Source organism: Mucilaginibacter sp. NFR10 (genome assembly GCF_900100445.1).
Taxonomy (GTDB): Bacteria; Bacteroidota; Bacteroidia; order Sphingobacteriales; family Sphingobacteriaceae; genus Mucilaginibacter; species Mucilaginibacter rubeus.
This window is the reverse complement of record NZ_FMTV01000008.1, coordinates 61,359-76,261: the sequence shown is the minus strand read 5'-3', so window position 1 is coordinate 76,261 and position 14,903 is coordinate 61,359. Positions and strand designations below refer to the sequence as shown.

Genomic DNA, 14,903 nt, shown 5'->3' with positions numbered 1-14,903 from the left:
GCAATGACCTGTTTTTATTCTTATATCATGGCTCTTGCCATCCTGATTCTTAATGTCCTGATTCTTGATCTCTTGTTTCCTGATTCTTGATCTTTTGTCTCACCCTTAAACAACTATATCTCCCTCAAAAACCCTAACAGCCGGCCCTTCTAAAAAGATCTCCGTAAAAGCGCTGCCGTCATAATCAAAACGGATATTGAGGTTGCCCCCCAATACTCTTATAGGTGTGGTAATATGCCCGGTTTGTTGTTTGTGCTGCGCCATGGCCAGCGCAACGGCAGTTACGCCCGTTCCGCAGGCAAAGGTTTCATCCTCCACCCCACGCTCAAATGTGCGTACAAAGTAGCCCTCCTTCATTGGTTCAACAAAATTTACATTAATGCCGTTTTTGCGGTAAGTGGCATTATTACGGATAGCATGGCCTTCCTGGTAAACATTGCGCTGTTCAAGCCCGTCTACCAATTTTACATAATGTGGGGAGCCGGTGTTGAGCACATAAGCATCGGCATCGGTATTAACTTCGTTTACATCAATCATTTGCAGGCTTACCCAATCGCCTTCGTCTGAAATTTTGGCATAATGCGGGCCATCTACCGCCAAAAATTCAGTTTCCGATTCAATAACGCCTAAAAATTTGGCAAAGGCCACAATACAGCGCCCGCCGTTGCCACACATACTGCTTGGCTGGCCGTCAGCATTGTAATAAATCATCTCAAAATCGTATCCTTCCTTGTTTTGCAACAGCATCAAGCCATCGCCTCCGATACCGAAACGACGGTCGCACAGGCCCGAAATCAGCCTGGGATTATGATGATCAACGCTGTTATCGCGGTTATCAATCAAAATAAAATCGTTGCCTGCGCCCTGGTATTTATAAAAATGTATCTTCACAATTATCCTGTTAATATCAGCCCCTTTAATCTTCAACAAAACCCGTGCTAACAATTAAAATAGCCGATGTTTATCTATTTAACAAATTTTAACAAAAAACGGGATAACTAATCATTGATTATCTCGTCTATATGGTATTAAATTTGATCTGTAAAATAAGTAAACTTAATAATAAGAAAGGCAAATAATAAATGAAAAAGATTGGTTTAACACTATTAACCGCTTTTGTTGGAGGTGCGATGGCCTTAGGAGTATATAAGGTTATCGAAAACAAATACTCCGACAACCTGAGCTTTGAAGACAAGCAAAAGGTATATTTTACAAGCAACCCCTCGGCTCCGGTTTCATCAACCGGCGACCTTGATTTCACTCAGGCAGCGGCGGCGGCTACCCCGGCGGTGGTTTACATCCGCACAACCTATACTAACAAAGGCAGCGGCGGACAGGACCAACTGGAGCAAATGTTTGGTGATATGTTTGGTCAGCGGGTGCGTCCGCAAGGCCCACAGATGGCATCAGGCTCTGGTGTTATCATTTCGCCCGATGGCTACATTGTAACCAACAACCACGTGGTTGAAAAGGCCGATAAAATTACCGTTTACTCTAATGACCACCGTACTTTCAGCGCCAAAGTTATCGGCACCGATCCAAGTACAGATCTTGCCCTCATTAAAGTTAGCGCTAATAATCTGCCAATTGTAAAATTAGGCAACAGCGATGACGCTAAAGTTGGCGAATGGGTTTTAGCTGTGGGTAACCCCTTTAATTTAACATCAACCGTTACAGCCGGCATCATCAGCGCTAAGGGCCGTAACATTGGTATCATTGGCAGCGAAAACAGTGATGACGACAACCCGTTCGGCCGTACCCGCAACCAGTCGACTCCTAAGCTGAACAAAGCTATCGAGTCGTTCATCCAAACCGATGCGGCCATTAACCCTGGCAACAGCGGCGGTGCCCTGGTAAATACCCGTGGCGAACTGATTGGTATTAACGCCGCTATCGCTTCGCACACCGGTTCATACGAAGGCTATGGCTTTGCCATCCCGGTTAACCTGGCTAAAAAAGTACTGAACGATATTAAGAAATTCGGTACAGTAAAACGCGGTTTTGTGGGTGTAACTTTCACCGAACTTAACCCGGACGTAGCCCAAAAACTCGACGTAACAACCACCAACGGTTTATACGTGAACGACCTTGTACCGGGCGGCGGTGCCGAGCAGGCAGGTTTACGCAAAGGCGATATCATTGTTAAGGTTGAGGGTCAGCCGGTTTATGAATCATCTGATCTGCAGGAACGTGTAGGCCGTTTACAACCCGGCGATAAGATCAACGTTACCGTACTGCGCGATGGTAAGGACAAAGATTTCGCGGTAACGCTTAAAGGAGATGCCGTAGCACCATCAAACCGTATCGCGGCGTCTAAATCGGCCGAAGAGCTGTTTAACAAACTGGGCGCAAGCTTCCACGCTTTAACCCCTGCCGAAAAGAACAGGCTGCATGTTAACGCAGGTGTATTGGTTACCCAGGTACGTGAAGGCGGTTTATTTGACGCTGCCGAAATACCTGAAGGCGTTGTGATCACCAGCATTAACAAACTGCCGATCAGCAGTATCGAAGATATTGACAAGGCAATTGTAAAACCTATCCAGGGCAATATCATTATTGCCGGGATCTACCCCGATGGTTCGCACTTCAGCAGCGCTTTCCCGGCTCAATAAGCTTTTTTTAAGTGATTTCGCATACGGAAGCTCCGGTCTCTTTTGAGATTGGGGCTTTCTTTGTATGTGGGGTTTTAGGGATCAAATGGGCCTTTTGTGGTAATTAACTTACATCGTCGCCCTCTTGGCCGGGCGGAGGCCAGTCACTTTTTCCTTGATGAAAAAGTAACCAAAAAATCAAGACAAAAAAATGCTTCTCCCCACGAGGCCATGCTCCCAGGCCCGCTTTTTTGTCGAGCCGGCGCACTTTTGTTTTGGAGATTATAATAACTTTTTCCCCTTATTAAACCCAACGTCTTCATCTTATTTCTTGACTCTTACCGTCTTGCTTCTTTCCCCTTACTGTCTTGCTTATATCCCTTCCCGTCGGCGATTGAGCGGGCCAATGTTGGTCAAATACAACTAAGGCCTGTTATCCGCCAACACATCTTAAAACAAATTAACCCCAAAACTCCATCCAACCCAACCGCTCCAGTTCCTGTTATCACGGATAAAAGAATGATGCAGGTCCCGCGCATAGGCGTAACCATCTACCGGGGTGCGCTGATCTGAATATAGGAAATTTAACGATGGGCCTGCAAAAATTGAAAACTTACGGCTTACCTTATAAGTAAAATCGAGGTTGAACTTGTTAAGCTGATTGGTTTTTAACCAGGTACCCTGGTACAGGAAACTTGAACCTATTTCGGTGTTGATAGCCAGGTGCTGCCCCAGTCCAAACTCCCGTCCGAAACCCAAACCAAAGGAATATAGTTTGCTGTTACCATCAACCCGCATGCCGCCCTGCCAAATGGTGTAGAGCTTACTGTTGCCGTTTTTGAAGGCGAGGTTGATATTTTGAGTTTCGTTAGTGGAGATAGTTAGTTTATGGTAACCGCTGTTAATAATATTCAGCAGCCCGATACTAAATCCTGATGAGGTATCGGCAATATTTACCAGCGCCAGTTGAACACCGGTGAGATGTTTGGCATAGTTAAACAATCCCGCCACCTGCAAGCCGCCAAACTTTTGCTGTGCTATATTACCAATCCCACCCAGTTGTAACGCGTCGGAATTTTTGCCTGCAATATTGCCTATCGCCCCTAACTGAATGCCCCTGACTGATCCGCGGGTATGGTTGTAAAGGGCTGACAGCTGCAAACCATTCATGTTTTGTTTTACACTGTTATGGAGCAGGGCCAGCTGAATGCCCCGCACATTACCCAGCACGTTATTGTACAAGCCGCCAAGCTGAATGCCATTTACTGAGCCGCCCACCACATTAAAGATCCCGGCTATTTGTACCGCACCAACATCGCCTTTATCCAAATTGAAAATAATGCCCATTTCAAAGCCATCAACCCCGGCATTATAGCCACCTACAGCATTGAGGGAAACCACATTTACTACCTGTCCGCTGAAATTGCCGTGAGTGCTTACCCCCGGTATGGCCGAAGCCTGGAAGGGGGCCTGTGCAATCAGCCCGCCGAGATTGGCCGCCTGGATTTGCTGTTTGGTGGAAAGGAACAACCTGCCCAGCGAAGTATTTTCAACACCCGAATAATCGTCACTAAGAATATACCCCAGCAGGCTGCGTTTTTTTTTCAGGGAGGTGTCGGTGCTCCTTACATTAACATCTGCTAAAAAAGTAACCGTAGTATCCTTATAAAATTCCCGGCTGATGGTGAGGGTGATCGGCTGGCCTTCGTTATGCAGGCTAATATCAAAATGACCTTCCTTATCGGTCAGTACCGATTGCAATTGCTCGTGCGAGTATACACTGGCATTGGGCAGGCTATGGCCGGTTTGCTCGTCGGTTACGGTACCGCTGATGTTGTAATTGTCGCCCTCGGTAGCCGCCTTGTCGGTAACTATGGTGAGTTGGAGGGGTGCATATCTCAGGATAATAAAATTCTTCGATTCGCGGTACTCAAAGCGATAGCGAAGCATGTGGTCAAGCACTTCTTTGATTGTCCAGTTATCGGCATTGATGGTAACCAGGCTGTCGGTTTTTACAATATTGCTGTTGTATGAAAAGTAGAAGTTGCCTTTTTGTTCGATAGTTTTAAGCACCGTGCCCAGTCGCATTTCGGTTACATGGACGGATATGTTTTTGGAAAGGATGGAATCGGCATGAGCGGTTAAGGCTGTAAGGAGCAGCAGGCAGATGGTATAGTTTAGGTAACGATGTAGTTTATACAACATAAAAAATCTAACGTGTATATTAAGTTATGTCATTGCGAGTGAAGCGTGGCAATCCCGTAGCAATTATTCCACCACATCATTGCCTTGACGGCTTCCAAACGGGCTGTCATGCTGAGCCTGTCGAAGTATGGCGGGCAAGCCTCTGCGCACGAGTCTTCGACAGGCTCAGACTGACAGGCCCTCTTTGTCATTTCACCTTCAGAGGCTCCGGATTTAAATCACTAAGCATGACAGCGTACCATATACAATGTCCCTACCTCAACACAATCCCCTTTTTCCCGCGCTCTACTTTGATCTTGAATGTTTCGGAGATCACCAGCAGCACCTGATCTAACGACTGATCTTTAAACACCGTAGTGATAGGCAGGTTGGCAATGGCTTTATTGCCTATAACAATGTGCGCCCCGTACACTTCGTTTAATGAGCCAACCAGCTCATTTAGCGGGGTTTCATCGCAAACCAGTTCATGGGTTGCATAATAGTTATATAAACGCCCTTTGATGCTTTCTTTAGCCTGCAGGCCATCCTTCCCGGTAACCAACACCTTTTCGCCGGGATTGAGGTTTACGCTTTTTTTCTTTTCGCTTACGTTAACTATGCCCGTTTCAACAATAACCTGCGTTTTGCCGTCGCGGCTCTTTATATTGAATGACGTGCCAACCACCCTAACCGTTACACCGTTCACCCTAATTATAAAAGGTTTGGTTTTATCGGGCGTAACTTTAAAAAACGCTTCGCCCAGCATAGTCACCGGGCGGATTTTGCCGGTAAATTTTTCGGGGTAAATAAGGGTACTGTGACTGTTCAATGTAATCACCGAACCATCGGGCAGGGTTTGCGAACGGGTTTTCCCTTCGCTATCTACCTTAACAAAAGCGATAGCCTTGTTATCGTAATAATGGCTAACCGTTAGCCAGGCTACAGTACAAATCAACAGTAATGATGCAGCTATACCTATCGACCAGCTTGTTTTCATTTTGTGCTCCCGGGCCGGTTGGGTTGTAATTGAGGCAGCATTATTCAGTCTTTTTTGCAGGCGGAGGTAAGCGGCATCTTCATCCAAAGTCTTAGTTGAAGCAATTTGCCGGCTCTCATCCCAGATCAGTTTAAAATTATCATATTCCAGCCTGTTAGCAGGCGAAGCGGCAATCCAGTTCTGTATAGCCTCCACCTCGTCAGGCGTAGCTTCGCCAACCAGGTATTTCACCAGCAAATCATCATCTATGGGCATACCGGTATAGCTCATACAAACCAATTAATTAGTAACAATAAAACAATGGGTAAAAACTCGGCCAGTTTTTGGCGCATTACCCGCAGCGCCTTGCCCATCTGGTTTTCAATGGTTTTGATCGATAAACCCATATGATCGGCAATTTGCTGGTATTTCAACTGCTCAAACCTGCTCAGCTGAAAAATGATACGGCATTGCTCGGGCAGTTCGCTTAGGGCTTTTTCAATGTGCTTCTGCAGCTCGGCCGTGAGCAGTTTTTTTGAGGCCAGTTCATCGCTGCCAACCTGCTCCATTTCATCGGCATAATAAACGCCAAAGCTGGCACGCACCTTCTGGTGTTTTAAGTAGTTCAAACTTTCGTTATGTACCGAGCGGTACAGGTAGGCCTTGATACTGCCATCGGTTTTAAGCTGATCGCGTTTTTCCCAAATGCGGCAAAATACGTTTTGTACTACCTCTTCGGCCATTTCATCATCCTTTAAAAAAGTGTAGGCATAGGCGTGCAGACTTTTAAAGTGATCTTTAAAAAGCCGCTCAAAAGCCTTCTGGCTTCCTTGTTTAATTAAACCAATGGCCGTGCTATCGCTGTATTCCACTTTTAAGGTGTAGATGTTAGCGCTAAAGATAGCTTGTTTGGCCGTTAAATTCATAGTACCCAAATGTTAAAAATCAATCAGGCCAGTTGGATCTGGATAGTGTATAACGAATGATGGATATCCACTTTGCTGCACACCCCATTGGTATAGCTGTAAAAATTGTAATTACCATCGGGCAGATCGATGCGGTACACATGGGGGCTCACCTGTTTAACCTGCAAAAACTGCTGAAAGTTATCGGAGTACACCTGCGCCTGGTCGGCCGGTTCATGGCAGTACAGCAGCATGAGGTTGGCGGCAATTTGTTTTTGATCAACCGTTTTGCCGCATTTGCCTTCGGCGATGGTTTGATAGCCCGAGGCTACGGCTTTGGTTTGACGGTTGCATTTTTCTGAACCATTAACATTTCTGCACACCTGCGAACTCATGAGCTTGCCATTGTTAAAAGTGCTCTCCTCCTGGATCTCCACCTTGATGCTGAAAATGAAGCGCATTTTAACCTCGGAGATCATTTTGAGGTACAGCTCATCTCCCTGGCGCTTTTGGTACAGGTTCATGTGGCCAACCAACTTGCCGCTGTGCAGCACATTGTATTTAACCGTTTGTTCCTGCGCCAGGGCACCCACAGCGAGGCACAGCAAGGCCACCACCATAGCCGCCCATTTTAGCGGACCGAAGATATTGAAGGTTGGGAAAGTTTTATTTTGGAGGGCAGGCCGGATATATTTTTTAAATAACCAAATTATTAAAGCGGGTATCATGGGTTGTCATATTAAAGTGATTGAATAAAGCTTTTAACGCGTTTACTTTATTACAACACTGTAAACTTTTACCCCTATGCCTTTGCATTATTTTGTTCGATTAATTAAATTACTACTATGCCTATATGCATTATATAATTTCAAATATAAGTAAAAAAACGGGTGTCCCAATTTTTTGATTCCCCACGAAAAATTGAAAAAAGCACACCGCCCGTTTTTGCGAAAATGAGCGTGTTCCAATTTTTGAGTGTGAAAACGCGGAACATCTTTTTTATGAAACACGCTGATAATCAAATAATTAATATTTCAACTGAAACAATAATAAAACATTGACTGTCAATTAGTAAAACTTTTAAGAGTAAAATATGGCCTTAATTGAGGTAGCGCCCACAGAGGGATTTTGTCGGTGTTTTTTTGATGTTTTTTCAACGAAAATGAGGTTAGGCGGTGTAGGATAGCTGGGGTACTGACAATATAGCGCCACCATCTGGGCAATATTTAAGAACTATTTTTTTATAACCATTTTGCTGATGTCGGCAAAATGGTTAGCGACTATGTGATATTTGCAATCGTTTGAAGAATGTACATAAACGAAGCCAAATCCATTTCGCTATCGGCGGCCTTATCTGTGTACTCCACATTTTCAAATTCGTGGAAGGTATGGTCAAGTTCGTTATCCCATGAGCCGAAATGGAGATCGGGCACTTGCCACTGGTCTGCGTAAAACCAGTGGTGAGATATGAGTTTCGAGCGGATTAAATCATTCAACGCTGATAATTCAATATTTTGCGGGTTGTTAAATACAATGCTGTTGAAGTTTTTATAGTTGCCGCCATCACGGTAGAGATAGTTGAATTTGATGTTGGGCATCCGGCAAGTTATGCCGAATGAGGGTGTTTGTCAATCGGAAATAAGTGAACTTTAGGGTTTAAATAAACCGTTGTGAACTTTCAAAAATTCAACGTCCGGAAAAAACTTTTGAGGCTCGATCAATAATGAGCCATCATAGTCTATAAAATTGTGTTTGATTGATAGGACGTCCTTGCTTTTCAAAAAGCTTGATGATACTTTGATCTTTAGGTCTTCGGTAATGGTAATGAGTCCGCAATCAAAGGCCTTATCGTGCAGCGTGTTTAAGGCCAAGCCATTTTTAGGATTTAGGCGGTTGCCCTTATCTTTGCTCCATGGTAAAATATGACTTGCTACGATCAGTTCCGGCTGGGTGATGCCCGTGATACAGCATTTGTTGTTAAAGTTAGTGAGTACGATTTTACGAAAGAGTGATTGGTTTACCCTCACGGTTACCAAGCGTTGTCTTTCCTGTCCTTCAACATCGGGCAAATTACTCAGATCGATATAGCTGAACCCTTCAATTGTTGTATGTTTCTTTTTGGCGAGGAGTTTTTCACTTTCAATAAACTGTTCGTCCCAATTATGCATATACTCTTGCCAAACTTGTTTATCCAGTTTGCTGGCGTTTTCCAATCCTTTGACACCTCTTTGCTGAAGCTTTGGGTCGAAACTGGCAAAATTCCCAAGTTTACGGGCTATAGAACTCGGCGACCTGTTGATTAAAGTGGCCAATTCAATAACTTCTGCGTTGCGGGAATGCATCTGGCCGAATGGTATTTTGCAATACAAGTTAATTGCTAATACGCATTCTTCTTTAGTCCAGAGTTTTTGACCTTGTTTCATTGGGTCTTTGTTTTAAATCGTGAAAACGGCTTGTAATCGCACCTCATATAAACAGTAAGATTATTAAGCTGGCATTAGAAAAATTGCTATTAAGCGAGACGATAAGCAGATAAGGTAAAGCGCGCTAAGGTTCTCGGTTAATGCTATTTTACAAACTTCTTATATTTTATCTAAGTTGTCATTTAGCTTTTCAAGAAATTCATAATATTCTTCTTTTATCTCCGATGGTTTTAACGTATCGAAAATTGCACTTTTAAAATCATTAGTAATTTTTGCGCTTTCTAACTTGTCATTAATGCCACATTTAAATATCCAGTTTTCGACATCCTTCATCACCCCATTTTTGCCATTTAGAATAGGCATATCAATCAATCTTTTTTCATTAACCTTGATTTTTGCTAATGCTGAACTAATACAGTCCATAGTAATATAATCTTCTCCAGTCTTTATCGTGGAGTTACTATATATTTCATCATATCGTTTCCATATGCCATACATTCTTTCCGCTTTAAATTCCTTTTGCTTTTCTATGGCTGGTTTATCATTATCGCTAATTACTAAACATTTCTTATTACTCAATTCAAATAAAGGTGTAATGAATTTTAAACTTTTAACACCTGTAGAATTGCTCACTCCGATTTGGCTTAGAGAATCTTTTAATATTTTTCTTTCTTTAGATAGCCCTTTTATTGCCGTTTTAAAAAGCTTTTTATCTCTCCATCCTTCAAATAAGATATTTTTTTCTTTTAACTCATCGTAAATACTGTAACCAAGTGCTTTATATAATACTTCTTCTTCTACTATATTGTCTTCTGCACTAACCTCAATTTCAGTTACTTCATCTACTTTTTTTACAATATAATGTCTCGATATGTTGTGTTTATCTATCAAAAATATTGAATGCGTGCTCGCAACTACTACGTTATTATCTGAGATAGTAATCAATTCATCTCTAAGGCTTCTTACCCCGCTCGGATGCAGGCCAATATCAGGCTCATCAATTACAATTACTGTATTCGATAAATCTTTATTCTTTGCATTAACGGAGAGGCTTAATAAAAAGGTTACAAATCGTTTGAAACCATCGCTTCGCTGGTTGAGACTAAAGGTATTCTTTTCTTTAATGCCTGCGTCAATTTCACTCCCATTTGGGGACAAAAAGAATGAAATGTAATCATATTCCTTCCAGACACTCTTAAAATGCTTTGTTGCATGATCGGCAACACGATCCAAAAGATTTCTAAGTTTATTTCTATTACCGCTTTGCGCGTTTATAATGTCTTCAGTGATATTTATTATTCCTGCTATCTTAAATAAATTTTTTAGCGGCAAGCATATATCAGGGTCAGATGCAAAAGCATCAATATTTATTGAAGCTGGCAACAAATTAGCTTCATCATACTGCCAATACATTAAGTTTGGAAGGCTTTCTTTTATCAGAGATTTTATCTCTGTACCAATCAAGGTGTGTAGCTCTCCGATACTTACATCTGTGTATTCATCAGAATTGAAGTCTAATATAGGCTCTATATTAATAGCAAATAGGTTATCAGCGGACTTTGTTTCGCCTTGCACATACTTCTTGTATGTTTTTTTTCTTTTGAAATTAGCTGAAATTTTAAACTTCGTCCCCAACGCATAATAGGTAGCGGTTTTGGTTTGTTTAATAATATCAACTTGATATATCCCTTGATTTATTAATCTGCAAAATTCTTGCAAATTATAATTCACGCTCCCATTTGTTATAAACTTCTCCGATTTATCTTTTAAATAAATACTGGACTCTATCGATTTATAGATATTTTGAATTTCATGCTCTTCGATTGTAAAAATAAATCTCACATAAGATTCGTCGATTGAGCTTTCATCTGGCAAAGGCTCTCGAACATCCTCTAAATTTGGCTCAATCGTAGATGACAAAAGAGATAGAGCCTTTAATATATTCGATTTTCCACTTTCGTTTTTTCCAACTAATAGTTTGAAATTATTATCGGTAAAACTTATTGTTAAGTACTGAATTGATCTAAAATTCTTAATAGCAACGGATGTCAATTTCATATTATAAATATAGATTTGTTAAATCAAACTCGTATATAATATTTAACAATCGCCACATCCGCCTCCGCCCAATCCAAAGCTAATAATTCGTCTTTAGGCAGCCATTTAAAATCAAGATGTTCTTTTAACACAATCCGCCCCGAAGTAATTCTACAAACAAAGGGAATTAGCTGTATGGTAACGTTAGGATATGGGTGCGTATTGGCCGGCAAAGCGGCTACTATTTCAACATCCACATGAAGCTCTTCCTTAATCTCGCGGATGAGGCAGGCTTCGGCGGTTTCGCCGGGTTCTATTTTACCGCCGGGGAACTCCCATTTTAAAGGCAGGCTCATGGTGGCGCTTCGCTGGGCAGCGAAGACAAGTCCGCCAGTATTAACAATAATAGCGCATGTTACTTTGATCACGTTTCTAAGATAAGAGTTTGGGGAAAGAAACAAGACGACAATGTGAAGAAGCAAGACAGTAGAAGGAAAGAAGCAAGACGGTAAGAGTCAAGAAGTAAGATAAGAACCATGACATATTGTTATCAAGCCCAAAACAAAAGCGCGCCGGGCCGACAAAAAAGCGGGCCTGGGAGTATAGCCTTGCGGGTGGAAGCATTTTTTTGTCTTGATGTTTGGTTAATTGCATCTAAGGTAAAGTAAAGTACTCCGTACGGCCAACATAGCCGTTAACTTAAGGAAAAAACTCTTCAAAGCGAGGGAAGGTGCGACTCCCCTCTTGAGAGGGGTGGAGGGGTGTGTTATTCTACGTGCAGCTTATCGCTTGTATAACACACCCCTGCTCCCGCTCTTTCCCACTACGCCCCCTCTCAAGAGGGGATTTTAAAGCGCATGTGCTAAATTAATCTCTTAGGTTAATGGCCCTCGCCCAGCCAGGAGGGCGACGATGTTTGTTAGTTACAACAAGGTTTAAACAGAATGATGTATACCAATTTACCATGTCCTTTTCCCACCTCACAAAACCAGAGCTTAGGGTGTATGCCCCAAAACACTAAATTATATTCCCCGTTTATACCATATATTTTATTTACCATGGTATAACTTTGGTATATCAAACGAATACATCGAATATGAAAGCAATAATTTTAAAAGACTTTGGCGGGGTTGAAAACCTGGTGTCCGCCGAAATACCTGTACCAACCATAGCTGATGATGAAGTGCTGGTAAAACTGAAAGCCATCAGCATAAACCCTGTGGATGTTAAAACCCGCTCGGGAAAAGGCGTTGCAGGGCTTATTAAGGACGAGTCGCCGATTATTTTGGGCTGGGATATTTCGGGCGAGATCACCGAAGTGGGCGCGGATGTTACCGGCTTCAAACCCGGCGACGAGGTTTTTGCCATGATAGATTTCCCCAAAACCGGTAAAGCCTATGCCGAATATGTTAAGGCAAAAGCTAATGAGCTTGCACTGAAACCAGCCGGCGTCAGTCATGAGGAGGCTGCGGCGGCTACACTTGCCGCGCTTACCGCCTGGCAGGCTTTCCACAGCAACGCGCCTGTTAACCCCGGCGACCGGGTATTGATCCACGCCACATCCGGAGGGGTTGGTCATTACGCTGTGCAGATAGCTAAACATTTGGGCGCCTATGTTATCGCCACTTCTTCGGCTGCCAACCGCGATTTTGTGTTAGGTCTGGGTGCCGATGAGCATATCGACTATAAAGCGCAGCCCTTTGAAACAGCAACCAACAATATCGATTTTGTGCTTGACACCATTGGCGGCGAATATATTGACCGCTCGCTGCAGGTGATGAAAAAAGGCGGCACCATTATAAGCATCGTTTCCGGCATGAACGAAACCGTTACCCCCAAAGCCAACGCGCTGGGCATTAACGGCCACAACACCCGGGTAAAACCCAATGCCGAAAACATGGCCACCATTGCCGGATTACTGCAAAAAGGGATCATTAAATCGCACATATCCAAAGTGTTTCCGTTTGAGCAAATGGCTGAGGCGCATTTGCAACTGGAAAGCGGGAGAACTGTTGGGAAAGTGGTATTGGTGTTTTAAATAAAAATATGTCTTGCGAGTAGGTAAAATCCAGAGGCCTCTCAAGGTGAAATGACAATAGATGTGGAGGGCTTGTCATCCTGAGCTTGTCGAAGGACGCGCGCAGAGGCCCACCCCACTATGCTTCGACAGGCTCAGCATGACACCCATTTTTTAATTATGTCATGGGTAGCGATAGCGTGGCAACCGCTTGCTGTACAGAGCCGGGCGTCAAGTCCGCTATTGCTCTTTTAAAAAACCGTAGTTGTATTTAACTAACATCGACCCGCTCAATCGCCGCGGGTTGGCTGTTACGTTTTTCGCGATTGTTTATTTTTTTTTGAGCTCAAGAGGGCTTGGCCGTTTGTCTTGACACAAAAGTAACCAAAAAGTCAAGTCAGCAGATAGGTTTCTTTGCGCTCAAGGCCTTTACCCTGCAAAGCGGGCAGAACCACGGGCTGCAATTATTTTGCCCTGCTTCGCCCGCTCATTCCCTGGCTTCTGCAAAAACTTGCTATGCCCCTGCAGCCGCACCACCCACCATTGTTCTGCCCGCTTTCGCCCGAAGCTTACCTGCTGACAGTTTGGGAAAAGAAGCAAGACTGTTAGAAGTCAAGAAGCAAGACGGTAAGAGTCAAGGAGTAAGATAAGAACCGTGACATATTGTTATCAAACCCAAAACAAAAGTGTGCTGGCCCGACAAAAAAGCGGGCCTGGGAGTATGGCCTGCGGGGAGAAGCATTTTTTTGTCTTGATGTTTGGTTACTTTGCATCTAAGGTAAAGTAACTGGCCTCCGCGGCCAAGAGCGGACGATGTAAGTTATAAAACCACAAAGCTCGTCCCTGCCCCAATGCACATCCCACCAATGAACAAATGAACTATTGAACAAATGAACCAATCAATCCAAATCCCCATTCCCAAAAGTATCTCCCTGGTTAATATCCCCGGTGTCGAAACCTTTTTTAAACCAGTACATGCGCTGGGCACTGGTGCCATGGGTAAAACTATCGGGTTCTACATGGCCCTGTGCTTGTTTTTGTAATCGGTCGTCACCTATGGCGTTGGCCGCGTTCAGGGCTTCTTCAATGTCACCTTTATCAAGCACGTTTTTCATGGTTTTTTCGTAATGTGCCCAAACGCCGGCATAAAAGTCGGCCTGCAGCTCCAGTTTTACAGAAAGCTTGTTGTATGCGCGTTCGCTCAATCGCGACCGTGCCTGATCCATTTTTTGGGAGATCCCCAACAGGTTTTGTACATGATGGCCAACCTCATGCGCTATCACATAGGCCTGCGCAAAATCGCCGGCGGCACCGAAACGGTTCTTCAACTCATCGTAAAAGGAAAGATCAATATATACCCGCGAATCGCCGGGGCAATAAAACGGGCCGCTTGCCGAACTCGCCATACCGCAAGCCGATTTAGTATAATCCCTAAATAAAGCCAATCGCGGTTTTTCATAGGTTTTACCCATATCATTAAACAGCTTCGTCCAGATATCTTCGGTATCGGCCAAAACCACGCGCACAAATTTCTTGCCCTCATCTTCGGGGCCGTTATTAACGGTTTGCTCCTGCCGGGCCGGCTGGTTGGTTGCCACCTGGTTAAACAGCGCCGAAGGATCGACTCCGGTAAAAAAATAAATAGCGGCCGCTATAATACCAAGTACGCCACCGCCAATGGCTAACCTGCCGCCGCCACCGCCGCGTTCATCATCTACGTTATCGCTTTCGCGTCTGCCAAACCATTGCATATTTGTCGCCCTCCGGCCC

General features: G+C 43.7%; 12 protein-coding genes. 2 read left to right on the top strand and 10 right to left on the bottom strand.

Features of this window, described 5'->3' with window-relative positions; translation table 11 throughout:
- Positions 1 to 105 precede the first annotated feature (105 nt).
- On the bottom strand, positions 106 to 891 hold the full coding sequence (gene dapF, locus BLP33_RS22915) for a diaminopimelate epimerase (protein WP_175490096.1): 786 nt from the start codon (positions 889 to 891) through the stop codon (positions 106 to 108).
- 191 nt (positions 892 to 1,082) lie between these two features.
- Here dapF and BLP33_RS22910 point away from each other — a divergent pair, with 191 nt between their 5' ends.
- Positions 1,083 to 2,612, top strand: coding sequence for a Do family serine endopeptidase (locus BLP33_RS22910; RefSeq protein ID WP_090533536.1), 1,530 nt, complete (start codon positions 1,083 to 1,085; stop codon positions 2,610 to 2,612).
- Positions 2,613 to 3,041: 429 nt separating this feature from the next.
- Here the strand turns inward: BLP33_RS22910 and BLP33_RS22905 are convergent, their stop codons facing one another.
- From BLP33_RS22905 to BLP33_RS22870, 8 genes are all read right to left on the bottom strand, one after another.
- Positions 3,042 to 4,796, bottom strand: coding sequence for a carboxypeptidase-like regulatory domain-containing protein (locus BLP33_RS22905; protein WP_090533534.1), 1,755 nt, complete (start codon positions 4,794 to 4,796; stop codon positions 3,042 to 3,044).
- A gap of 253 nt (positions 4,797 to 5,049) precedes the next feature.
- Positions 5,050 to 6,042: a FecR family protein gene (locus BLP33_RS22900; RefSeq protein ID WP_090533532.1), complete on the bottom strand. Its 993-nt coding sequence runs from the start codon at positions 6,040 to 6,042 to the stop codon at positions 5,050 to 5,052.
- On the bottom strand, positions 6,039 to 6,677 hold the full coding sequence (locus BLP33_RS22895; protein ID WP_090533530.1) for an RNA polymerase sigma-70 factor: 639 nt from the start codon (positions 6,675 to 6,677) through the stop codon (positions 6,039 to 6,041). The genes BLP33_RS22900 and BLP33_RS22895 overlap by 4 nt, the downstream gene beginning before the upstream one ends.
- Positions 6,678 to 6,700: 23 nt before the next feature.
- Positions 6,701 to 7,384 (bottom strand): DUF6134 family protein, encoded by a 684-nt coding sequence (locus tag BLP33_RS22890; RefSeq protein ID WP_090533528.1) that lies wholly within the window; start codon positions 7,382 to 7,384, stop codon positions 6,701 to 6,703.
- Between the two features lie 552 nt (positions 7,385 to 7,936).
- The gene (locus BLP33_RS22885; protein ID WP_090533526.1) at positions 7,937 to 8,254 is read right to left on the bottom strand and encodes a hypothetical protein; all 318 of its coding nucleotides are present in this window, start codon (positions 8,252 to 8,254) and stop codon (positions 7,937 to 7,939) included.
- 51 nt (positions 8,255 to 8,305) lie between these two features.
- Positions 8,306 to 9,079: an HNH endonuclease gene (locus BLP33_RS22880; protein ID WP_090533524.1), complete on the bottom strand. Its 774-nt coding sequence runs from the start codon at positions 9,077 to 9,079 to the stop codon at positions 8,306 to 8,308.
- A 159-nt stretch (positions 9,080 to 9,238) separates the two neighbouring features.
- Positions 9,239 to 11,137, bottom strand: a complete 1,899-nt coding sequence (locus BLP33_RS22875; RefSeq protein ID WP_090533522.1) for an AAA family ATPase — start codon at positions 11,135 to 11,137, stop codon at positions 9,239 to 9,241.
- 23 nt (positions 11,138 to 11,160) lie between these two features.
- A complete protein-coding gene (locus tag BLP33_RS22870; protein WP_217633215.1) occupies positions 11,161 to 11,544 on the bottom strand; it encodes a (deoxy)nucleoside triphosphate pyrophosphohydrolase in 384 nt (127 codons plus the stop codon).
- Between the two features lie 668 nt (positions 11,545 to 12,212).
- Here BLP33_RS22870 and BLP33_RS22865 point away from each other — a divergent pair.
- Complete coding sequence (locus tag BLP33_RS22865; RefSeq protein WP_090533519.1) at positions 12,213 to 13,154, top strand: NADP-dependent oxidoreductase; 942 nt, start codon at positions 12,213 to 12,215, stop codon at positions 13,152 to 13,154.
- Between the two features lie 878 nt (positions 13,155 to 14,032).
- Here the strand turns inward: BLP33_RS22865 and BLP33_RS22855 are convergent.
- The gene (locus tag BLP33_RS22855) at positions 14,033 to 14,884 is read right to left on the bottom strand and encodes a KPN_02809 family neutral zinc metallopeptidase (RefSeq protein ID WP_090533515.1); all 852 of its coding nucleotides are present in this window, start codon (positions 14,882 to 14,884) and stop codon (positions 14,033 to 14,035) included.
- Positions 14,885 to 14,903 lie beyond the last annotated feature (19 nt).

Coding starts and splice junctions, on each gene's coding strand:
- BLP33_RS22910 (WP_090533536.1), top strand. CDS start 1,083: ATGAAAAAGATTGGTTTAACACTATTAACCGCTTTTGTTGGAGGTGCG.
- BLP33_RS22905 (WP_090533534.1), bottom strand. CDS start 4,796: ATGTTGTATAAACTACATCGTTACCTAAACTATACCATCTGCCTGCTG.
- BLP33_RS22900 (WP_090533532.1), bottom strand. CDS start 6,042: ATGAGCTATACCGGTATGCCCATAGATGATGATTTGCTGGTGAAATAC.
- BLP33_RS22895 (WP_090533530.1), bottom strand. CDS start 6,677: ATGAATTTAACGGCCAAACAAGCTATCTTTAGCGCTAACATCTACACC.
- BLP33_RS22890 (WP_090533528.1), bottom strand. CDS start 7,384: ATGATACCCGCTTTAATAATTTGGTTATTTAAAAAATATATCCGGCCT.
- BLP33_RS22885 (WP_090533526.1), bottom strand. CDS start 8,254: ATGCCCAACATCAAATTCAACTATCTCTACCGTGATGGCGGCAACTAT.
- BLP33_RS22880 (WP_090533524.1), bottom strand. CDS start 9,079: ATGAAACAAGGTCAAAAACTCTGGACTAAAGAAGAATGCGTATTAGCA.
- BLP33_RS22875 (WP_090533522.1), bottom strand. CDS start 11,137: ATGAAATTGACATCCGTTGCTATTAAGAATTTTAGATCAATTCAGTAC.
- BLP33_RS22865 (WP_090533519.1), top strand. CDS start 12,213: ATGAAAGCAATAATTTTAAAAGACTTTGGCGGGGTTGAAAACCTGGTG.
- BLP33_RS22855 (WP_090533515.1), bottom strand. CDS start 14,884: ATGCAATGGTTTGGCAGACGCGAAAGCGATAACGTAGATGATGAACGC.